The sequence below is a fragment of the Nocardia sp. PLKS1-43 genome (genome assembly GCF_059510335.1).
This window is the reverse complement of the sequence record NZ_JCAJZQ010000004.1, coordinates 506,682-525,204: the sequence shown is the minus strand read 5'-3', so window position 1 is coordinate 525,204 and position 18,523 is coordinate 506,682. Positions and strand designations below refer to the sequence as shown.

Below are 18,523 nucleotides of genomic sequence, written 5' to 3'. Positions count from 1 at the left end.
CAGTCGTCTCACCATGATCCCTATCGACAGATCGCCGAATTCTCGGCCTTGCCACTCGGTGTCGTCGCGCCGAGGATCTCCGACATCAGCGGATCGATTCCCGGCACGGCGCTCACTTGCACATTGCAGACGTACGCGTTCAGATAGGCACCGGTGTTGGTAATGCGGGACAGACCTTTCAGCATGTACGGCAGGTTGAATCCCAGATACGCGAACTTCTGTTTGTTGGTGATGAAGTGTTGGGCGAATCCTGGCTGGCGGACGATGAAGTCGTTCATCGACGGCGCCGCGCCGCGCACCACCGTGGCCGCTCGGCCCACCACCGCCGAAATCGAACTGACCTCACCGAACAGCGCGTCACGGTGCTGCGAGAGGCCGTCGAAGATGCGGCGGGTCTGCTGCACGACGGTCTGCAGATTGCCACTCTGTCTCGCCAGATCCGACATCACCCCGGAGAGATTGTCGATGATCTGCCCCAGGATCTGGTCCGGACCCGAAAACGCTTGTGCCAGTGCGGAAGTCTGGGTGATCAGCGAGGTGATCGCGCCGTTGTCGCCCTGTAGCGCGCGAACCACCGCGGCGGTGATGTTGTCCACCTGCTGGGGATCGAGCACGCTGAACAACGGCTCGAATCCGTTGAGCAGTTTGGAGATGTCGAAGGACGGCTCGGTGTGCGCGAGCGGAATCCGCCCGCCCGGCCGCAGCACCGAAGGATCGCCGTAATTTCCCAGCGACAGCCCGACATAGCGCTGCCCGATGAGATTCTGGTACGTGATCGACGCCGAGGTATTGCCGTACAGCACCTGATCGTGCTGCACCTCGAAGGTCACCGCGGCGTTCACCCCGTCGAGTTCGACCGACTTGACGCGCCCGACCCGTACACCCGCCATCCGCACGTCATCGCCCGAGTGCAGCCCGGACACGTCGGTGAACACCGCCGAGTAGGTGTCGGTGCGCCCGGATACGCTGCGCGCCAACGTGATGTAGACCGTCCAGGTCAGCAGGATCGAGACCGTCAGGAACAGGATCAGCCCGATCAACGGTTTGCGGTAGCTCATCGATGCGCTCCTGAGGGGTCGGCGGGCTGCGTATCCGAGGCCGGGGTGACGGTCACCGAGTTGTTCCGCACCAGCGGTCCGACGATCAGATCCGTTGCGGCATTGGGCTTTCCACCCAGAATCGCGGCGATCTGCCGCTGTTCGCGGGCACTGCCGGTATCGCCGACGTTGCCGCCGGTATAGCTCGCCGGCGCGGTGTGCGGCGCGACGATGGTGGGCGCGCCGGCCGGGCCGGTAGCACAGCTCGGGCCGGCCAGATTGCCGTATCGCGGGCAGTCCGCGCGGGTGTACTGCTTGTGCGGGGTGAATTCGATGACGACCTTCGCGGTCATGTTCTGCACGTCGGGATGCCACAGTGTGCGGAACTTCGACGACAGGATCGTCTCCGATGTCGTCATCTGCGTGAAATTCGAACTGCCCCTGGCGAATACATCCAGAACCGGGGAGAACTCACCGGTGAGGTTCGTGATGGTTCCGGTGTTGTGCTCGAGCGCCGCGGCGATCGTGCCCGTAGTGGTCAGGCCGCCACTGAGCAAGGCGGTCAACTGATCTCGCTGTTCGGCCACGGTGCGCAGCGGGGCCACCGCGTTGTGCACGGCGCTGAGCAGATCCGGCGCCGAATCGCGCAGTCCGGCCAGAGCCTCGGAGAGGGTGCCGAGCGTCGAGGCCGTGCCGTCCGGGGCCATTACTCCGTTGAGCGCCTGGGCGATTCGCGTCAGATCCGCACCGGCCTGCGCGGCCTTGGCGCCGTGTCCCGCGGTGGCCTGTTCGACCGTGGTCAAGATGCCGAGTACGGGATCGGATTGCGAACGCCCGGCGGCCGCGACGATCTTGTCCAGGGCGGTGAGCGAGGTCTGCAACCGCACCGTCGCCAGGCTGCGGTCCTCCGGGATGTGCGCGCCCGAGGCCAGCGATTTGCCCTGGCCGTTGTAGACCAGCTGCACCGAGGGCACCGCGAAGACATTGCTGGGCACCACGCGCGCGGTCACCGTGCCGGGAATCCCGGAGGAGTACTGCGGCAGCAGGGAGATGTGCACGTGGTTCGGGCCGCCGTCGGTCGCGGGGGTGACGCTGTCCACCATGCCGACCAGCACGCCCTCGTACTTCACGTCGGATTTGGCGGGCAGGCCGTCGCCGACGTTGACCAGGTCGGCGGTGACCTGCACGGTCTTGTCGAACACGCCCTGGGACCGGGCGATCATCGCCGCCCCGATCACCCCGAGCACCAGCAGGAATCCCAGTCCGCGCAGGAACAATTTCCAGTTGGCCAGTACTTTGCCGTCGGATTCGAATGCAATGGACATCGGCTACCCGCTGATTCTCGCGCCGGAGTTGAAACCCCACAGCGTCAGGGTCAACATCAGATCCACGAAGATCATCACGGTGATGCTCGCGCGCATCGCCCGTCCGGCCGCCACCCCGACGCCCTGCGGGCCGCCCGAGGCGTAGAAGCCGAAATAGCATTGGATCGTCGTGGTGGTGATGACGAATACGATCGCCTTCACCAGGGAATAAATGATGTCCGATCCGCTGAGCACCAGCCGGAAATAGTGTTCGTAGGTGCCCGGCGACTGACCGCCCGCCACCCCGACCACGATTTCCACACCCAGATAGCTGACCGCCAGACAGGCCAGGTACAGCGGAATCATCGCCACGATCGAGGCCAGCATCCGAGTTGTCACCAGATAGGGAATCGGCCGGATCGCGATCGCGTCCAGCGCGTCGATTTCCTCGGCGATCCGCATGGACCCCAGTTGCGCGGTGAACCGGCAGCCCGCCTGGGCGGCGAACGCGATCGAGGCCATGATCGGCGCGAGTTCGCGGGTTGCCACGGTCGAGGCGATCATGCCCGTCGCGGGGGCCATACCCAGCAGTTTCAGCGCGCTGAACCCCTCGATGCCGACCACGACGCCCGCCGCGGCCCCGAGCACCAGGATCACCTGCGCGGTGCCGCCGCCGACGACGATGGAGCCGTTACCCCAGGTGACATTGGAGAGAATCTTCAGGAATTCGGCCCGATAATGCCGCAACACCACCGGAATTCCGCCGATCATCCGGAACAGGAACGTGGCCATATAGCCCAGTCGCATGACCGGGACCGCCGCCGCGTTCCCGGCGACCAGCACCGGTTTCGTGCCCGGAAAATAATATCGCGATGCCATCAGAGTGTCGTCCTCGGAAACAGCAGGGTGTACAGCTCGGTGAATCCGGCGTTCACGATCATCAGCAGCACGATGGAGGCGACCACCGCCGCGTTCACCGAATTGGCCACACCACCCGGCCCGCCCTTGGTACTCAATCCCTTCTGGCAGGAGACGATCGTGACGATCACCCCGAAGGTGATCGCCTTGACCATCGCCAGATACAGATCGCCGATGGTGGCGAAGGAGGAGAACGTCGCCAGATAGCTGCCCGGAACGCCGTTCTGGGCGTAGACGTTGAACAGATATCCGCCGAGGAATCCGACGAAGCAGCTCAAACCGGTCAAACCCATCGCGACCAGGATCCCGGCCGCGAGCCTGGGCACCACCAGCATTCGCAGCGCCGAGACGCCCATGACCTCCATCGCGTCGATCTCCTCGCGGATCGTGCGCGCGCCGAGGTCCGAGCAGATCGCCGAGCCGACCGCGGCCGCCAGCAGAATGGCGGTGACCAGCGGGGCGACCTGGCGGATCACCGCGAGCCCGCCCGCGGCGCCGGCCAGCGACGTCGCGCCGACCTGACCGGCCAGCAGACCGAACTGGATCGACATGGTGGCGCTGATCGGCAGGGCCACCGCGACGGTCGGCACATAGGCGGTCTTGGCCATGAACGTGGCCTGCTGCACGAACTCTCGGAAGGGGAACTGCCCGGTGGCGATGTCCGTGCACAGATACCGCACGGCCTGCACAGCGAGAATGACCTGTCCGCCTACAGTTTCCAGCGACGCGAGCGGATGGCGGCGCAGATAGCCGCCCGTCCAGCGCTTGACCTCATCGACCGCCGACTGCCCGGCGGCATTCATCCCGGCCGCTGATGCGCTCATCACGGCCTCGCTTCACTCGCAACGGATTCGGCACTGTCGGTCATCGATTCCTCCCTGATCCGGCGTACTTCCATGCCGCAACCGCGGGTTGCGCGACCGACGCAGCATGCCGAGCGCTCGGGCAGCACGAGGGCTGGCGTACTCGCCCGGCATCGGTGAGGCGGATCCGCCGGGGTTGCCCCGGCGTTCCGTCTCCTGGAGTAGGAAGCGCCATTCTCCTCAGGCGAGAATGTTACCTCCGTAACACAGTTACTGTAGCAACATTCGGCCCCGGGCAACACCCTCGACATCCACCCGCCAACCCCCGACCGAGACCTCGGCATGCACATCCAGTACCAAACATGCACGTTTTCCAGTTCGAATCGGCGACGAGAGTACCATTTCCGCATGAGGGAAGTTCCATTTTCACTTTGCAGCCGACCGAGTCAGCGCTTGGCATCCGGACGGCTTCGGCAACGCCGCGGCTGCCCCGTCCGTTCACTACCCGCCGATGCCCACCACCGGCCGTGCGCAGTTCGTCTCGACACCGGATCGATCCGCATGCCGGAGCCGCGGGCCGCCGCCGCGCATCGCACCGGCACTACCCGGACGATGTCGAAGGCAACACGACTGTCGGCAGCACATGCGGGCCGATCCGCCGATGATGATCCACCCCGCGGTCGCGTAGCACCCGGCTATTGGGCAAACCCGGCCGAACATCACCGGTACGGGCGCTCAGCGCGTCACGTCACCGTCCGCACCCGACATCCGCGTGTCATCGAGCGGCCGGGGCGAGATCGAACATCCTGAACCCGTCTATGCCACGATCCGGACTGCCGGTGCGACCGAAGCCGTCCCCACAAGTGCGGGGCAGAGCCGGGGCCCGAGCCACCGGAACATCACGCGCGATGGCAGCCGGCGTCGCCTCGGCGCTACAGCGCGGTCGTCACCTCGGCGCTACCAGCGGGCGCGCGGGACGTCGAATTCGCTGCAGAGCGCGCGCCAGACATCGCGCGGATCGACGCCGTCCTCGATGGCCTGGGCGCCGGTGCGGCCGCCCATGGCGGGTAGCACGTGGTCGGACAGCAGGACATCGCCGCGGGACACCCCGAATTCGGTATGCAACAGTTCCTGGAATTCCGTCAACCGCACTGTGCCGAGGCTACAGGCCGCCCCACGGCTCAGCGGGAACGGGCGCGGTCCCGGACCCGATGACAGATCTCGACCGGATCGGCGACCTGGCCGGCGGTCGCCGCGGCGGCCCGGGCGGCGGCGGTGAAGGACGGCTCGGCGAGCACGGTGTGCACCGCGTCTCGCGCGGCCTCCCCGGTGAAGGGCCGCACCAGCATCGAACTGCCCTGGCGCACAGCACGATTGGCGAGTTCCCACTGGTCTCCCCCGCCGGGGGCGGTCACGATCGGCACACCGGCCAGCAGCGACTTCGCCAGCAGCCCGTGTCCGCCGCCGCCGACCACGACCGATGCGTGCGACAGCAGCTCGTCCTGGCGGCCCAGCCCCGCGGTCGCCCAGGGCGGCAGATCCGCGGGCGGCGCGTCCAGGGTCGATACCGCGACCCGCACACCCGCCCCGTCCAATGCTTCGAGCAGGGTCTGCGCCATGCCGGATACGCCCGTGTGCGCGGTCGAGGGGGCGACCACGACCAAGGGACCGTCCCCGGGCGGTAACGGCAGCACCTCGGCGGTCGGCTCCCACAGCAGCGGACCGATCACATGCGCGTCCCGCGGCCAGTCCGGGCGCGGCACCTCGAGCGCGGGCAATGTGGCGACCAGCCGGGCAGCCGGGCCCGGATCCTGTTCGGGCAGGCCGACTCCCGCACGAGCCGCCGCGCGCTGCCGTTCACCGCGGGCGATCGCCCGGCCGGTCATACCGCGCAGCACCGCATCCCGTGCCCGGCCACGCAACCCCTCCCCCGGCGCGAGTCCGCTTCCGATGGGCGGCAACGCTTTCGACGGCAGGTACAGCGGATGCGGGGACAACTCCACCCACGGCACCCCGATCCGCTCGGCGGCCATACCGCCGCCGACGGTGAGCACATCGGCGATCACCAATTCCGGCAGCATCGCCCCGAGTTCGGGCAGGATCTCGGTGGAGATGTGCGCGGCGCGCTCGTGGATGCGCTGTCCGGCATCGAGGTCGTCGTCCTGCGGCCGCGGCGCCAGCCCCTTCAGCCGACGCACCCCGATTCCCTGCGCCCGCGCCGCGTCGAGCCAGCGCGGGCCGGTGAACAGCACCGGCTCGTCCCCCGCCGCCAGCAACCGCAGGCACAGCGCGATCGCCGGAAACGCATGTCCCGGATCCGGTCCCGCGACCACAGCAACTCGCATCCGCCCAGCCTGCCATATCGTCGCGAGGGGGGCAGGCAGCCGGTCCGGCGACGGCGCTCCCGCGGTACGCACACCAGGGGTCACATCTCACCTCGCTGCGACACCGATTCCGGGAGTCGAGGGCACCCGTACCCGATTCCGTCGCGAACCGGCCAGTGGTACAACGACGTTTGTCCGATGGCCGCACCGCGCACCGCCCGGGGCGGGTTCGCGGGCAGGCAGGACAGCTACCGCGGCGAGGAGGAAACGTGGCCGAGCAGACCGACCGTGTGATGCGAACGGCTCCCGCCACCGTGGACGAGCTGATATCCCTGCTGGCGGCCTGCGCCGACGTCTGGGATATGCCCGATCGCAGCGGCGACCCGATCGACATCCTCGATCACGACCGCCAATGCGCCGAACTGCTGCGCCGCGATCACCCTGACGACGAGGAACTCCAGATCGCGGGCCTGGTACACGATATCGGCCATCTGCTCGCCCCTGGCGACGACGCCGGCCACGGACGCACCGGAGCGGACGCCGTGCGCGAGCTGCTCGGCGCGCGAGTGGCGCGGCTGGTCGAACTGCACGTCGTCGCGAAACGCTATCTGGCGGCGACCGATTCCGCGCACACGGCGAATCTGTCCGCGTCCAGCAGACGCACACTCCTGGCCCAGGGCGGCCCGATGACCGCCGCCGAGGCCACCGAATTCGAGGCCGATCCGGACTTCGCCGCCGCGCTGGCGCTGCGCCGGGCCGATGACTCGGGCAAGGTGGTCGGGCTCGCGGTGGCGCCGTTGGAATCCTGGCGGCCGGTGGTCGAGCGGGTCGCGGCGGCTCAGCCGCGGATGTAGAACAGTTCGAAGCCGATGGCACGCTCGGCGGGGAACCCCTCGATCGGCGCGGTCGCGTCCGCCACGATCGCCTGCGCCTGTGCCGGAACCGGCGCCGGGCCCAGCGCCGCGAGGTAACGACCATGAGCCAGCAGCGATTTCGTCGCCGCATCGATCGAATCGGTGACATCGACGGCATGGGTGACGGCCGATCCGGTCACCGCCGCCCAGCGCACCGTCCAGATCGGCAGACCGCTCAGTTCGGTGAAGATCCACTCGTTGGCGGCATCGGCGATCGCATCCAGCGCGGCACGACCGACCGCGCGATGATCCGCGCTGTTGGCGCGCCCGGGCGCCCAGGTGTCGTGGAAGTTGAACAATACGACCATTTCCGGGCGATGGCGGCGGATCGCTCTGGCCAGGTCCCGGCGCAGCATCAGGCTCTCCTCGATCCGGCCGTCCGGGTAGTCGAGGAATTCCACGTCCTGCACGCCCACGGCCCGGGCCGCGGCGATCTGCTCTCGCTCGCGCAGCGGCCCGGTCTGCGCCGGGGGCAGCCCGGCGATCCCGGCCTCACCGCGACTGGCCAGCACATAGCGAATCCGCTTGCCTTGCAAGGCCCATCGGTGCACCACGGCCGCAGCCTCGTACTCGATGTCGCCCGGATGCGCGACGATGACGAGTCCGGTCTGCCAATCCTCGGGTACCTGATCCATGGCCCCCATTGAATCACCGCACATGCGAACGGGCCGCACGGAATGGATTCCGTGCGGCCCGCGCAGCGAGATCTACAGCTTGTCGACCGTCGATTTCGAGCCCGAAACCGCCTTGTACAGCAGGTAGAGTCCGAAGACGACCAGGCTGATCATCAGGATCGGGAACAGCGCCTTCACCAGCGCCCCGACCACGATCAACACGAGCCATACGACTGCGACCACGCCCAGAATCTTCCAGAACATGCTCATTGGTCCATTCCTCCCGAAGGTTTCCGTCGAACCTCCGCTACGTCATCCGACACCCTCCATACTGCCGATCCCGCCGAGGAAAATCACCAGGTCAACCCCGATATCAGGGATAAATCAGGGTACTTCCCGAGGAGGCGGGCCGCCGGCGGTCGCCGGGGGCCACGGTTCTCCGGGAGCTCAGCTCGGCCGGCAGACGATGGTGGCGAACCTCGCCACGCCGCGCCAGGCGGCCTGGGCCCGGTGCGCCGCCCGGTACTCGTTGCCCCGGATCTGGAAAGTGACCGGCCGCAAGGGCTTTCCGGACCAGTCCAGTCCGTTGCAGGTGTACCGCTGCAGCGCGACCGGTCGCGCATCGGCGGCGGGCGCGGCCACCGTCACGGCCGGCGCCGCGAGTCCGGCGAGCACGAGCACTCCGGCGAGTATTCCTCTGACGTGCATGAATCCCACTCCCACCCTCGACGACACCGACGGGTGCGGACCCTACCCGTTGCCGGCCGCGATTCCGCACGGCCACGCCGTACGCACGGCGTGGACCGATAGTCCCGGCAATGTGGTTGCGCCCGAACGGCTTCATCCTGGACGGCCGGGCTGTCGGCACGGGGCGTCTTCGGGAATGGATCCGCACGATAGGCTCGGCGCCGACGGCTGGGACGACCCGCTTCACAACCCGGCCGCGAGCCCGGCGCGAGGCCGTGCGCCGTGTTTCCGCGGCGGCGGAACACGTTCATCTCGTGAGTGTCTGCGTCCCGAGAACGGTGATCAGCGCCAGGCGTTCGGCGTCCTCGGTGCCCGGTTCGGCGGTGTAGATCATGATGCGCAGATCGCTGCCGGTGACGGTGAGGATGTCGCAGTCCAGGGTCACCGGGCCGACCAGCGGGTGATCGATGATCTTGGGCGCGGCGTCACGGCGGCCGACCGCGCCCGAATCCCAGATCCGCGCGAATCGCGGACTTCCGGTGTGCAGGGTGGTGATCAGATCCTGGAGCCGACGGTCGGCCGGATAGCGGGCCGCGGCGGTGCGCAGATCGGTCACCAGCGCGGTTTCGTAGGCGGCGAGCGCCTCCGGGCTGCGGCGGGCGTTGGGTCCGGGCCCGAGGAAATGCCGCCACACCCCGTTGCGCTCGATGGCGGTCAGCCCGGACTGATCGCCGACCAATGCCGCATGCTGCGGATTGGCCAGCAGAAGTTGCCAGGTCGCGTCGTAGACCGCGACCGGCGTTCCGGTCAGACGATCCAGTACGCGCTGCACGCTGGCGGTGATGTGGCGCGGCACCAGATCCGGATCCGGCAGCGGCAGCTTCGCCAACCGGAACAGGTGCGCCCGTTCGGTGCCGGACAACCGCAACGCCCGCGCCAGCGCCTCCACCACCTGCGCCGACGGATTCGACGCGCGCCCCTGCTCCAGACGGGTGATGTAATCCACCGAGATGCCCGCCAGCAGGGCCAACTCCTCGCGGCGCAGTCCGGGAGCACGCCGCCGCTCGCCCGCGGGCAACCCCGCGTCCGCGGGCTCGAGCCGGTCGCGCCACCGCCGCATCGCCGCACCGAACTCCGAGGTCGCCATGATTCCAGTCTGCGGCAACCGGTCGCATCGTGCCTGGTACCGCCAGTCCCAGGACATCCGGACGACTGGCTGAGTGGGAACGGCCGGATCAGGCTGGAGCCATGACGACAACATTGATCACCGGAGCGAACAAGGGCATCGGACTGGAAACCGCCCGGCGGCTCATCGCCGCCGGACACACCGTCTACATCGGCGCACGCGATCCCGAGCGGGGCCGCCGGGCCGCCGAACCGATCGGTGCGCGGCTGGTACAACTGGACGTCACCGATGACGCCTCGGTCGCCGCCGCGGCGAAGACCGTCGAGGCCGACGGCGGGCTGGACGTGCTGATCAACAACGCGGGCATCGAGACCCGCAATCCGGACAACAGCGTGCCCGGCGCGGCCGAGATCACCGGCGAGATGATCCGGGAAGTGTTCGACACCAACGTATTCGGCGTCGTGCGGGTGATGCACGCCTTCCTGCCGCTGCTGCAGCGCTCCGCCGCCCCGGTGGTGGTGAATCTTGGCAGCGGTCTGGGTTCGCTCACCGCCGTCTCGACCCCGGACAGCCCCGCCCACGCCTATCCGGGCCTGGCCTACCCGACGTCCAAGACCGCGGTGAACATGCTCACCGTGCAGTACGCCAAGGCATTTCCGGCGATGCGCATCAACGTCGTCGAACCCGGTTACACCGCGACGGATCTCAACGGCCACTCCGGCCACCAGACCGTCGAGCAGGCCGCCGAGATCGTCGTCCGGATGGCGCAGACCCCGCCGGACGGCCCGACCGGAGGTTACTTCGACATCTCCGGGCCGTTGCCCTGGTGATCGACGGATGCCGCGAGGTCGCGACGCAGGTCCGCGAGCAACGCGAGGGTGCGGGCGCGGTCCGGCGCGTCGCCGGCGAGACTGATCAGCAGATCCGTCACACCGGCCGACGCGTAGCCGCGCAGCCCTTCGGCCACCGCCGATTCGGTACCGATCAACGCCGTCTCGTGCACGCCGGTCAGTCCTTGAAGTTCCAGTAGCGCACGGTAATTGGCGAGATCGGATGCGGCGGCGGTGCGTTCGGCCAACTGCCGGGCGGCCCGGCCGGGATCGGCGGCGACGGCGGCGGTGACGATGGCGGCGATTCTCGGCCGTGGGCGATCGGCCGCATGGGCCGCGGCGGCGAGCCGGGGCGCGATATTCGTCGCGACGAAATCAGCTGTGGCCCAAACGGTCACGATGCCGTCGACGGACGAGCCCGCCAGCTCGAGCATCGCCGGACGCAGCGCGGACAGCAGTACGGGTGGCGCTACCGCATCCGGAACCGCCACCGCGGCGGTCGATCTCATCGTCTCGCCGCGGAATTCGATACTCTCCCCGCGCAACAGTGGCAGCAGCACGGCGAGATATTCGCGCAGGTGCCGCACGGGCCGTTCGGCCCGAACTCCGTAGACCCGCTCCACCACCGCGGCGTGGCTCGGCCCGACCCCGAGAACCAGGCGTCCACCGGTGGCCGCCGCCACGGTCAGCGCCTGCTGCGCCAGGGCCACCGGATGCCGCGAATAGGTCGGCACCACCGCCGTGCCGACCTCGAGTCCGGGCGCCGCACGACCGGCCAGCGCGGCGAGGGTGAGCACATCCCAGCCCAGCACCTGATTGAAGTACACGCCGTCCAGACCGGCCGCCGCGACCGCACGGACCGTGGCCATCATCTCTTCGAACGGCGGTGTGCCACCGATGTTCACGCCTATGCGCATAGTGCTCCTTCTCCGGTATCAGCGACCATGGTGGTATCGGTTCAGTACGAGCGGAAGAAGGCACTTTCGTGTCCCGGAGTCACATCGATGTACCCGTCCTGGTCAGTCGCGCATGCCCGGTCGCCGAGGTGATCGATCACGTACGCGGCAAATGGAGTATCAGCATCCTGACCGCGGCCGCACAGGGTCCGGTTCGCTTCGCCGACCTGCATCGCGCCATGCCGGGAATCAGCCGCCGCATGCTGACGCTCAAACTCCGCAGACTCGAACGCGACGGCCTGCTGACTCGCACGGTGTATCCCACGGTCCCGCCCCGCGTGGAATACACCCTCACCGAGATCGCGACCGAACTCCTGGACTCCCTCCAGGGCCTCACCGGATGGGCCACCCGTCACCGCGACACCGTCGCCGCCGCCCGCGCGGCATACGACCGCGAGCACGGGACGGCCGCCGGGGACTAGCGGTCGCAGCTCGTCCCACGGGTATGCCGGACCCGAATGGGCTGCACACGAGATACGTTGCCGCCCAAACGTTTTGCATCCAACCGATCGATCAGCGCGCAGCCGGCATCGGTCCGATCGATCGGCTTCGATGCCGACCGAGCCTGGGCCGCTGATCACTGTCCCCCGAAAGCCGGCCGTGTGACCGGCTGCCTACGAGGCCCGAGCTATGCGAGATCACCACCGAATTCTTCGACAGCACACCGCCGTCGGCCGACACCAGCGCGCAACTGCCGCGCTTGCCTGGGTGCGCGTCACCGCCTCGGCCGATCGACTGCCGGCCGCGTCGGCTGAAAGGCATCCGAGCGCAGCAACTCCTCGTCGCCTCTGGTGGACCGGGTCCGGTGACTATCCGCGAAACCGGCTGTCCGCGAGGTCGGTCAAGGCCTGTGCCCAGCCGTCCAGCCGGTCGGCGGATTCGCGCAGATTCAGCAGCGCCCAATCGGTTTCGGACAGGACGGCGGCGGATTCGGGCACCGCCAGGATGCGGCCCGCGGCGGCGACAAGGGCCTCGTACTCGGTGACGCCCGAATCGAGCCGGGAGGTCTCCGCGCGCACCCGACCGGATAAATCCAGGCCCGGAATCGAAGCAGCCGCACCTACCGCCTCGGCCGTCTTCTCCATCGCCACGACATCCGCGGCCAGGGCGTGCAACGCCGCGGCGCAGGAGGCCGCGGTCTCGACGGTGTCGACGAGGTCCTCCGCAGGCATCCGGCCCCCCTGCGCGATGCGGCCGCTCAGGGCGTGCAACGCCGCCTCGGCCCGCACCAGGCGGGCGATCGGCGCGCGCGCCGCCGACCGGACCGGCGGCAGACGGCGCGGCACGAATGCCGCCCGCGGCAATGGATTTCGACGCAGTTGCAGATAATTCCGGGTGCTGACGGCGGCCCCGGTCACCATGGCCGCCGCACCGCCGCCGAGAACGATCACCGCCCACGCCGGAGCCGAGACGACGGCGAGCCCGGCCGCGCCCAGGGCCGTGATGCCGGAGGCGGCACTCCACCGCAGGCTGCGCCGCCGGGCGCGCCTGCGCCGCCGCAACTCCCGCTCGCGGGGATCGGCCCACGCCCGCACGGCGTGCATCGCGGTCTCCCCGGCCTCGCGCAGGGTGTCGGGCAGCCGCCGCGCCCGGTCGAGCTGCTCGGGCTCGATCCCGGACTGCGACAACACTTCTCGAACCACCCGCGCGCGCACCGCTCCGGACGACCGGCCGCGGGTGCGGCCCGTCGCAGGCTCGTCTGCCCGCGATCTCCCCATCACCTCGATGCCTTTCGAACCAACCCCGCGAGCGCCACGGGTACTACCGATTGCGGGACTACTGCTGCGCGGCCTGACCGGGGTTGGTCTGCGGCTGCGCGGCGGCCGGATTCGGGGTCGGAGCGGCGACCTGCGGCGTGGCATCTCCGGCGGTGAGCGAATCACCGCGCATCGAGGCGCGGATCTGCTCGAGCCGGCTGTGCCCGGCCATCTGTACGCTGGCCTGCTGTACCTCGAGCATGCGGCCCTGCACCGAGTTACCGGCCAGCTCGGCCGCACCCAGCGCGTTGGCGTACCGGCGCTCGATCTTCTCCCGCACCGCGTCCAGGCTCGGTGTGCTGCCCGGGGCGGACAGCGTCGAATCCATCCGCTGCAGCGAGGCGGACACCTGCTCCTGCATCTTGGCCTGCTCGAGCTGGCTGAGCAGCTTGGTGCGCTCGGCGACCTTCTGCTGCAACAGCATCGCGTTCTGCTCGACGGCCTTCTTGGCCTGCGCGGCGGCCTGCAGCGACTGGTCGTGCAGCACCTTCAGATCCTCGACCGCCTGCTCGGCGGTGACCAGTTGCGCCGCGAATGCCTCGGCCGCGTTGGTGTACTGGATCGCCTTGTCGGTATCACCCGCCGTGGTCGCCTGGTCCGCGAGCATGACCGCTTGACGGGCGTTGGAGTTGAGCTTCTCCACCTCGTCGAGCTGACGGTTCAGCTTCATCTCCAGCTGACGCTGGTTTCCGATCACCGATGCGGCCTGCTGCGACAGTGCCTGGTGCTGCCGCTGAGCCTCCTCGATGGCCTGCTGGATCTGGACCTTCGGATCCGCGTGCTCCTCGATCTTGGAGTCGAAGAGGGCCATCAGGTACTTCCAGGCCTTGACGAACGGATTAGCCATCGATTGATCCCGCCTCCATCTGACGCGCCGCGCTCCAACGCGACTGTAGTGCGCGACCGTCACGCACCCCTGTGGTATCTATCCTCCATGGCCCGACGCCCCGGGCAAGCGAACTCGCCCGGGACCGATGCTCATCACAGAATCTATCCGTTTCCGTTCCGTCGCACAGCCTCGCCGATACCGATCACATACCTTTGCCGATCGAATGACTTCCCGCGGGTCAGTTCGCCTGAACCAGCACCAGCTTGTCGGCGCTCGGCGCGGGAATGACGATCCTGGTCTCGCCCGGGATCCGGGCGAAGGCCGACGGGGCCGGAACGGCGGACTCGGCCGGTGCGGCGACCGCGGCGGACTCGGCCACCGCCGGTTCGCGCCGGGTGCGCCCGGCGGCGAAATCCTGCTCCGCCATGGTGATGCTCACATCGGACAGCACCTCGGACAACGGCACGTCCAGGGCCTGGCAGATCGCCGCCAACAGCTCGCTGGACGCCTCCTTGCGGCCGCGCTCCACCTCGGACAGATATCCCAGACTCACCCGGGCGGACGTCGACACCTCCCGCAGGGTCCGGCTCTGCGCGATCCGAGCACGCCGCAAACTGTCTCCGATTGCCTCTCGTAGCAGCGTCATCTCGTTCTCCTAACGGTTCATGCCTGGCCGGACCGAGCCTATGCAAGTGACAACGTCACATGCCCTCGGCTGGTTCCCATCCGTGGCCGCTGCTCGCCGGCGCCCCGGCGTCACGAGTGCCACACGGACCGGGCCCGCGCCGCCTCGCTCATCCCTCGCCCAGGCCGCGAGCGAGTTCGGTCACGGCCGCGTGTACCGCTCCCAATCTGATCGTCCACCGGTCACCGGCCAGTTTCAACCGCAAAACCTCGGTGCCTTCCGGGCCGGACACCCCCAGGAACACCGTGCCGACCGGATGTCCGTCCTGCGAATCCGGCCCTGCCACCCCGGTCAGGCCGATCCCCCAGTCCGCCGCGCACACGCGCCGCGCCCCGGCCGCGAGCTGTTCGGCGGTTCCGGCCGCGACCGGGCCCTCGGTAGCCAGAAGATGTTCGTCCACTCCGGCCAGGGTGTGTTTGAGGTCGGTGGCGTAGACGATCAGGCCGCCGCGCAGCACCGCACTGGCGCCGGGCACACCCGCGATGGTGGCGGACAGCAGACCTGCGGTGAGCGATTCGGCCGTGGCGACCGTCGCCCGGGCAGCCAGCAGACGTCGCACCAGATCGGCCGCCGGGACCCGCGCGGTCAACGGATCGGGCGTGGTCATCGCGAGGTGGCCGAGCGCGACCAGAGCCGCGCGGCCTGTACGACGTAGTCCAGGCCGGTCCCGACCGTCAGCACGACGGCCACGTACATCAACCACAGCCCCGCGGTGGCGAACGCGCCGGACAGCGGCAACAGCAGTACCGCGATGGCGAGCGACTGCACGAGTGTCTTGAGCTTGCCGCCGCGACCGGCCGGAATCACGCCGCGCCGCACCACGGCCAGACGCAGCAGCGTGATTCCGATCTCACGGGCACAGATCACCACCGTGAGCCACCAGGCCAGGTCTCCGAGCACCGACAATCCGATCAGCGCCGCGCCGATGAGCGCCTTGTCCGCGATCGGATCGGCGAGCTTGCCGAAGTCGGTGACCAGACCGTATTTGCGCGCCACCTGGCCATCGATCCGGTCGGTGATGGCCGCGATCCCGAACAGCGCGGCGGCCAGAATCCGCCACCCCGTATCGTGTCCGGTCCCGGTGAACAGCGCCACCAGGAACAGCGGCACGATCAGGATCCGCAGCACGGTCAGGATGTTCGCGATGTTCAGCACCGGCACCGCGGCCGGTTCGGCCGTCTGCGGAACCGGAGCCGGTACCAGATTCGGCCGCGGGCGGGCCGCCTCGGCGCGGGGGTGCAGCGAGTCCGGCCAGCCGCTGTCCATATCGTCGCTCTGCACGCTCACCGGCACCCTCGTCCGGGTCGGGCCCGGAAAACCTCGGGCGAGCGGGCGGAGTGGATGTGCGGCACCACACCAGACTATCGGTACCGAACCCGACTACTGTGCACCACATGACGACACGGGCGACACACAGCGGTTCGAGCGACGGGACGGTGGCCGACGCCCCGATCGTGCGCCGCGCCCGTACCTCGGACGTGCCCGCGATCAAGTCCCTGGTGGACGTGTACGCCGGACGGATCCTGCTGGAGAAGAACCTGGTCACGCTCTACGAGTCGGTCCAGGAATTCTGGGTCGCCGAACTGGATGGCGAGCTGATCGGATGTGGCGCATTGCACGTGCTGTGGGCCGATCTGGGCGAGGTCCGCACGGTGGCGGTGCATCCGAGCGTCAAGGGCAAGGGCGTCGGCCGCCTGATCGTCGATCAGCTCATCGCCACCGCGCGGGAATTGCAGCTGCGCCGGCTGTTCGTGCTGACCTTCGAGGTGCCCTTCTTCGAGCGGCACGGTTTCGCCGAGATCGACGGGACGCCGGTGACCGCGGAGGTGTTCGCCGAGATGTGCCGTTCCTACGACACCGGCGTCGCGGAGTTCCTGGACCTGAGCTACGTCAAGCCGAACACCCTCGGCAATACCCGTATGCTGCTGAACCTCTGATCTTGTCCGCTCCGAACGTCCCGGGAGTCCCCATGGCCATCTTCGCCGTCCACTACACCTACGCCGAGGCCCAGGCCGCGGGCCGTGACGAACACCGGCCCGCGCACCGCGCCTGGCTCAACGACCTGGTCGACAAGGGCACCGTCCTGACCAGCGGCCCCTACCCGGACGGCTCGGGAGCCCTGATCCTGGTCCGCGCCGAGGACCTGTCCGCCGCGCAGACGCTGTTCGCCGACGACCCCTTCGCCAAGCACAGCCTGCTGCACGACGCTCGCATCGTGGAGTGGAAGCCGACCATGGGCGCGTTCGCGGATTGACGTCGTCGTGTGCGTGGAAGCAGCGCCGTGGCAGGCGCTGCCCGGCCGCATGGCATGCGGGAACGACGGCGAGCGGCGGCTGACCGAGCGACGCGACCGTATGCCGTTCACCCTCCACGCGAGCAAACCAGAATTCGTCGAAATGCCCACCGCTACAAGCAGTTTCAGCGTCACTTGCGACACTCGCGCGTGCGCGAATTAATCCGTTTCGCCGGCCGATTCGCGGTGCTGGTGTCGAAGCACACTGCGGGACAGGGAAAGGAGACGCGATGATCGAGCAGACGATGAGCCTGCGGCGACAGCGCCGTACGCATCGTACTCGACAATGGCGCGCCCTACTTCCGGCAGATGTGCGACTGTCCGCCCGACGCGGTTTCTGAGACCTCTCACGACGTCCTCCAGGGCCGCTCGCCGGGCAATTCGCCACGGAGCGGCCCTTTTTCATCGAGCCTTCCCACTGCGGACGTAGCTCAATCGGCAGAGCAGCGATCTGGAAAAGTCGTCGGCTGGGGGTTCGAATCCCTCCGTCCGCGCTCCCTCGTAGCCCAATTGGCAGAGGCCGCAGGCTCAGACCCTGTGTTGTGCGAGTTCGAATCTCGCCGAGGGAACTTCCCGCGCATCGGCAGTGCCGCCGAGGTGTCCAGACCGATACCGCGCGGGCGAAATGCGCTCGTAGCCCGAGGGACAGAGTGCCTGGTTACGGCCCAGGAGGTTGGGGTTCGAATCTCCCCGAGCGCGCCACACCCCAGAACCGCTGGGGCGCAGCGTATTCCATGACGCGTAGTGCAACCGGCAGCACGGCGGACTCTGAATTCGCAGGTCCAGGTTCGAATCCTGGCGCGTCAGCGATCCGCACGCGGCCGGTATCAACCGCAGACCACCCCGGGCGACCGATGACGCGTGGTGTAAAGGCAGCACGGCGGAGTTTGGTTCCGCAAATCCAGGTTCGAGCCCTGGCGCGTCAGCTCCTGCTCAGAGACACTCGGCCACAGGGCGTTACCCGAGCCGGGCATGATTCGGTACAGTTCACCTATACAACCAGTTGCATAGGTGAGGTGGCGATGCATACATTCCGGCAGGCGGTCGAGACGCACGATGCGGCGGCGATCGAGGCGACGTTGGCGGACGACGTGGTGTTCACCAGCCCGGTGGCGTTCAAACCGTATCCGGGCAAGGCGATCACGGCGGCGATTCTGCGCGGGGTACTGCGGGTGTTCGAGGACTTCCGCTATGTCCGGGAGATCATCGATGCGAACGGCCGGGACGCGGCGCTGGTCTTCGAGGCGACCGTCGGCGGAAAACGGGTCAACGGTTGCGATTTCGTCCACTTGAACGAGCAAGGCAAGGTCGACGAGCTGACCGTCATGGTCCGCCCGCTTTCGGCCGCCACGGCGCTGGCAGAGGCGATGGGCGCGCAGTTCGAGCAGATCCAACGCGAGGCGGCCGAGCAGATCCAGCGCGGAACCGCCGATGCCTGAGCCGGAA

Annotated in this window: 22 protein-coding genes and 5 tRNA genes; 11 read left to right on the top strand and 16 right to left on the bottom strand. The window is 68.3% G+C overall.

The genetic code is table 11. The features are described 5' to 3' along the window. Window positions 1-20: 20 nt before the first annotated feature. From AC5WS7_RS18070 to AC5WS7_RS18045, 6 genes are all read right to left on the bottom strand, one after another. A complete protein-coding gene (locus AC5WS7_RS18070) occupies window positions 21-1,058 on the bottom strand; it encodes an MlaD family protein (protein WP_495955654.1) in 1,038 nt (345 codons plus the stop codon). After that, window positions 1,055-2,362 carry an MlaD family protein gene (locus AC5WS7_RS18065; protein ID WP_495955653.1) on the bottom strand — a complete coding sequence of 436 codons (1,308 nt, stop codon included), beginning with the start codon at window positions 2,360-2,362 and terminating at the stop codon, window positions 1,055-1,057. Before AC5WS7_RS18065 ends, AC5WS7_RS18070 begins: the two co-directional genes overlap by 4 nt. Before the next feature lie 3 nt (window positions 2,363-2,365). Beyond that, the gene (locus tag AC5WS7_RS18060; RefSeq protein WP_495955652.1) at window positions 2,366-3,220 is read right to left on the bottom strand and encodes an ABC transporter permease; all 855 of its coding nucleotides are present in this window, start codon (window positions 3,218-3,220) and stop codon (window positions 2,366-2,368) included. Further along, entirely contained in the window at window positions 3,220-4,083 is an 864-nt protein-coding gene (locus AC5WS7_RS18055) for an MlaE family ABC transporter permease (protein ID WP_495955651.1), read from the bottom strand. Before AC5WS7_RS18055 ends, AC5WS7_RS18060 begins: the two co-directional genes overlap by 1 nt. A gap of 936 nt (window positions 4,084-5,019) precedes the next feature. Continuing rightward, a complete protein-coding gene (locus AC5WS7_RS18050; RefSeq protein ID WP_495955650.1) occupies window positions 5,020-5,214 on the bottom strand; it encodes a DUF3046 domain-containing protein in 195 nt (64 codons plus the stop codon). Between the two features lie 29 nt (window positions 5,215-5,243). Beyond that, window positions 5,244-6,407 carry a glycosyltransferase gene (locus tag AC5WS7_RS18045; protein ID WP_495955649.1) on the bottom strand — a complete coding sequence of 388 codons (1,164 nt, stop codon included), beginning with the start codon at window positions 6,405-6,407 and terminating at the stop codon, window positions 5,244-5,246. 248 nt (window positions 6,408-6,655) lie between these two features. Here AC5WS7_RS18045 and AC5WS7_RS18040 point away from each other — a divergent pair, with 248 nt between their 5' ends. Beyond that, the gene (locus AC5WS7_RS18040) at window positions 6,656-7,240 is read left to right on the top strand and encodes an HD domain-containing protein (RefSeq protein ID WP_495955648.1); all 585 of its coding nucleotides are present in this window, start codon (window positions 6,656-6,658) and stop codon (window positions 7,238-7,240) included. Here the strand turns inward: AC5WS7_RS18040 and AC5WS7_RS18035 are convergent. The 4 genes from AC5WS7_RS18035 to AC5WS7_RS18020 form a co-directional block, all read right to left on the bottom strand. Then, window positions 7,225-7,935, bottom strand: a complete 711-nt coding sequence (locus AC5WS7_RS18035; protein WP_495955647.1) for a PIG-L deacetylase family protein — start codon at window positions 7,933-7,935, stop codon at window positions 7,225-7,227. The genes AC5WS7_RS18040 and AC5WS7_RS18035 overlap by 16 nt on opposite strands. Window positions 7,936-8,007: 72 nt before the next feature. Beyond that, a complete protein-coding gene (locus AC5WS7_RS18030; RefSeq protein WP_157116702.1) occupies window positions 8,008-8,184 on the bottom strand; it encodes a hypothetical protein in 177 nt (58 codons plus the stop codon). A gap of 177 nt (window positions 8,185-8,361) precedes the next feature. Further along, the gene (locus tag AC5WS7_RS18025; protein ID WP_495955646.1) at window positions 8,362-8,622 is read right to left on the bottom strand and encodes a hypothetical protein; all 261 of its coding nucleotides are present in this window, start codon (window positions 8,620-8,622) and stop codon (window positions 8,362-8,364) included. A 286-nt stretch (window positions 8,623-8,908) separates the two neighbouring features. Further along, a complete protein-coding gene (locus AC5WS7_RS18020; RefSeq protein WP_495955645.1) occupies window positions 8,909-9,748 on the bottom strand; it encodes a helix-turn-helix transcriptional regulator in 840 nt (279 codons plus the stop codon). 101 nt (window positions 9,749-9,849) lie between these two features. Here AC5WS7_RS18020 and AC5WS7_RS18015 point away from each other — a divergent pair, with 101 nt between their 5' ends. Next, window positions 9,850-10,557: an SDR family NAD(P)-dependent oxidoreductase gene (locus AC5WS7_RS18015; RefSeq protein ID WP_495955644.1), complete on the top strand. Its 708-nt coding sequence runs from the start codon at window positions 9,850-9,852 to the stop codon at window positions 10,555-10,557. Here the strand turns inward: AC5WS7_RS18015 and AC5WS7_RS18010 are convergent. Next, window positions 10,524-11,474 (bottom strand): TIGR03564 family F420-dependent LLM class oxidoreductase, encoded by a 951-nt coding sequence (locus AC5WS7_RS18010; protein ID WP_495955643.1) that lies wholly within the window; start codon window positions 11,472-11,474, stop codon window positions 10,524-10,526. The two genes, AC5WS7_RS18015 and AC5WS7_RS18010, sit on opposite strands and share 34 nt — an antisense overlap. 68 nt (window positions 11,475-11,542) lie before the next feature. Between AC5WS7_RS18010 and AC5WS7_RS18005 the strand changes: the two genes are divergently transcribed. Then, entirely contained in the window at window positions 11,543-11,935 is a 393-nt protein-coding gene (locus AC5WS7_RS18005; protein ID WP_495955642.1) for a winged helix-turn-helix transcriptional regulator, read from the top strand. Between the two features lie 387 nt (window positions 11,936-12,322). Here the strand turns inward: AC5WS7_RS18005 and pspM are convergent, their stop codons facing one another. The 5 genes from pspM to pgsA all read right to left on the bottom strand — a co-directional run bounded on the left by pspM (window position 12,323) and on the right by pgsA (window position 16,071). Continuing rightward, on the bottom strand, window positions 12,323-13,144 hold the full coding sequence (gene pspM / locus AC5WS7_RS18000; RefSeq protein WP_495955641.1) for a phage shock envelope stress response protein PspM: 822 nt from the start codon (window positions 13,142-13,144) through the stop codon (window positions 12,323-12,325). Between the two features lie 145 nt (window positions 13,145-13,289). Further along, window positions 13,290-14,117: a PspA/IM30 family protein gene (locus AC5WS7_RS17995; RefSeq protein WP_495955640.1), complete on the bottom strand. Its 828-nt coding sequence runs from the start codon at window positions 14,115-14,117 to the stop codon at window positions 13,290-13,292. Window positions 14,118-14,337: 220 nt separating this feature from the next. Then, window positions 14,338-14,745 (bottom strand): helix-turn-helix domain-containing protein, encoded by a 408-nt coding sequence (locus AC5WS7_RS17990; protein WP_495955639.1) that lies wholly within the window; start codon window positions 14,743-14,745, stop codon window positions 14,338-14,340. Between the two features lie 148 nt (window positions 14,746-14,893). Continuing rightward, window positions 14,894-15,391 (bottom strand): CinA family protein, encoded by a 498-nt coding sequence (locus AC5WS7_RS17985; RefSeq protein ID WP_495955638.1) that lies wholly within the window; start codon window positions 15,389-15,391, stop codon window positions 14,894-14,896. Continuing rightward, window positions 15,388-16,071: a CDP-diacylglycerol--glycerol-3-phosphate 3-phosphatidyltransferase gene (pgsA, locus tag AC5WS7_RS17980; protein WP_495955637.1), complete on the bottom strand. Its 684-nt coding sequence runs from the start codon at window positions 16,069-16,071 to the stop codon at window positions 15,388-15,390. Before pgsA ends, AC5WS7_RS17985 begins: the two co-directional genes overlap by 4 nt. Before the next feature lie 107 nt (window positions 16,072-16,178). On the opposite strand from pgsA, the gene AC5WS7_RS17975 reads away from it, so the two are divergent. The 8 genes from AC5WS7_RS17975 to AC5WS7_RS17940 all read left to right on the top strand — a co-directional run bounded on the left by AC5WS7_RS17975 (window position 16,179) and on the right by AC5WS7_RS17940 (window position 18,516). Continuing rightward, on the top strand, window positions 16,179-16,721 hold the full coding sequence (locus tag AC5WS7_RS17975) for an amino-acid N-acetyltransferase (protein WP_495955636.1): 543 nt from the start codon (window positions 16,179-16,181) through the stop codon (window positions 16,719-16,721). Window positions 16,722-16,753: 32 nt separating this feature from the next. Next, complete coding sequence (locus tag AC5WS7_RS17970) at window positions 16,754-17,038, top strand: YciI family protein (protein WP_495955635.1); 285 nt, start codon at window positions 16,754-16,756, stop codon at window positions 17,036-17,038. 459 nt (window positions 17,039-17,497) lie between these two features. Next, window positions 17,498-17,571: transfer RNA gene (locus AC5WS7_RS17965), tRNA-Ser, on the top strand. Between the two features lies 1 nt (window position 17,572). Beyond that, a tRNA-Leu gene (locus AC5WS7_RS17960) sits at window positions 17,573-17,646 on the top strand. A 58-nt stretch (window positions 17,647-17,704) separates the two neighbouring features. Then, window positions 17,705-17,779 (top strand) — tRNA-Arg (locus AC5WS7_RS17955). A gap of 33 nt (window positions 17,780-17,812) precedes the next feature. Then, window positions 17,813-17,884 (top strand) — tRNA-Gln (locus tag AC5WS7_RS17950). Between the two features lie 48 nt (window positions 17,885-17,932). Next, window positions 17,933-18,003: transfer RNA gene (locus tag AC5WS7_RS17945), tRNA-Gln, on the top strand. Between the two features lie 96 nt (window positions 18,004-18,099). Further along, complete coding sequence (locus AC5WS7_RS17940) at window positions 18,100-18,516, top strand: nuclear transport factor 2 family protein (protein WP_495955634.1); 417 nt, start codon at window positions 18,100-18,102, stop codon at window positions 18,514-18,516. Window positions 18,517-18,523 lie beyond the last annotated feature (7 nt).

Excerpts from the sequence above, each read along its gene's own strand:
- AC5WS7_RS18070 (WP_495955654.1), bottom strand. The coding sequence starts at position 1,058 with ATGAGCTACCGCAAACCGTTGATCGGGCTGATCCTGTTCCTGACGGTC.
- AC5WS7_RS18065 (WP_495955653.1), bottom strand. The coding sequence starts at position 2,362 with ATGTCCATTGCATTCGAATCCGACGGCAAAGTACTGGCCAACTGGAAA.
- AC5WS7_RS18060 (WP_495955652.1), bottom strand. The coding sequence starts at position 3,220 with ATGGCATCGCGATATTATTTTCCGGGCACGAAACCGGTGCTGGTCGCC.
- AC5WS7_RS18055 (WP_495955651.1), bottom strand. The coding sequence starts at position 4,083 with ATGAGCGCATCAGCGGCCGGGATGAATGCCGCCGGGCAGTCGGCGGTC.
- AC5WS7_RS18045 (WP_495955649.1), bottom strand. The coding sequence starts at position 6,407 with ATGCGAGTTGCTGTGGTCGCGGGACCGGATCCGGGACATGCGTTTCCG.
- AC5WS7_RS18035 (WP_495955647.1), bottom strand. The coding sequence starts at position 7,935 with ATGGATCAGGTACCCGAGGATTGGCAGACCGGACTCGTCATCGTCGCG.
- AC5WS7_RS18030 (WP_157116702.1), bottom strand. The coding sequence starts at position 8,184 with ATGAGCATGTTCTGGAAGATTCTGGGCGTGGTCGCAGTCGTATGGCTC.
- AC5WS7_RS18025 (WP_495955646.1), bottom strand. The coding sequence starts at position 8,622 with ATGCACGTCAGAGGAATACTCGCCGGAGTGCTCGTGCTCGCCGGACTC.
- AC5WS7_RS18020 (WP_495955645.1), bottom strand. The coding sequence starts at position 9,748 with ATGGCGACCTCGGAGTTCGGTGCGGCGATGCGGCGGTGGCGCGACCGG.
- AC5WS7_RS18015 (WP_495955644.1), top strand. The coding sequence starts at position 9,850 with ATGACGACAACATTGATCACCGGAGCGAACAAGGGCATCGGACTGGAA.
- AC5WS7_RS18010 (WP_495955643.1), bottom strand. The coding sequence starts at position 11,474 with ATGCGCATAGGCGTGAACATCGGTGGCACACCGCCGTTCGAAGAGATG.
- AC5WS7_RS17995 (WP_495955640.1), bottom strand. The coding sequence starts at position 14,117 with ATGGCTAATCCGTTCGTCAAGGCCTGGAAGTACCTGATGGCCCTCTTC.
- AC5WS7_RS17990 (WP_495955639.1), bottom strand. The coding sequence starts at position 14,745 with ATGACGCTGCTACGAGAGGCAATCGGAGACAGTTTGCGGCGTGCTCGG.
- AC5WS7_RS17985 (WP_495955638.1), bottom strand. The coding sequence starts at position 15,391 with ATGACCACGCCCGATCCGTTGACCGCGCGGGTCCCGGCGGCCGATCTG.
- AC5WS7_RS17975 (WP_495955636.1), top strand. The coding sequence starts at position 16,179 with ATGACGACACGGGCGACACACAGCGGTTCGAGCGACGGGACGGTGGCC.
- AC5WS7_RS17970 (WP_495955635.1), top strand. The coding sequence starts at position 16,754 with ATGGCCATCTTCGCCGTCCACTACACCTACGCCGAGGCCCAGGCCGCG.
- AC5WS7_RS17940 (WP_495955634.1), top strand. The coding sequence starts at position 18,100 with ATGCATACATTCCGGCAGGCGGTCGAGACGCACGATGCGGCGGCGATC.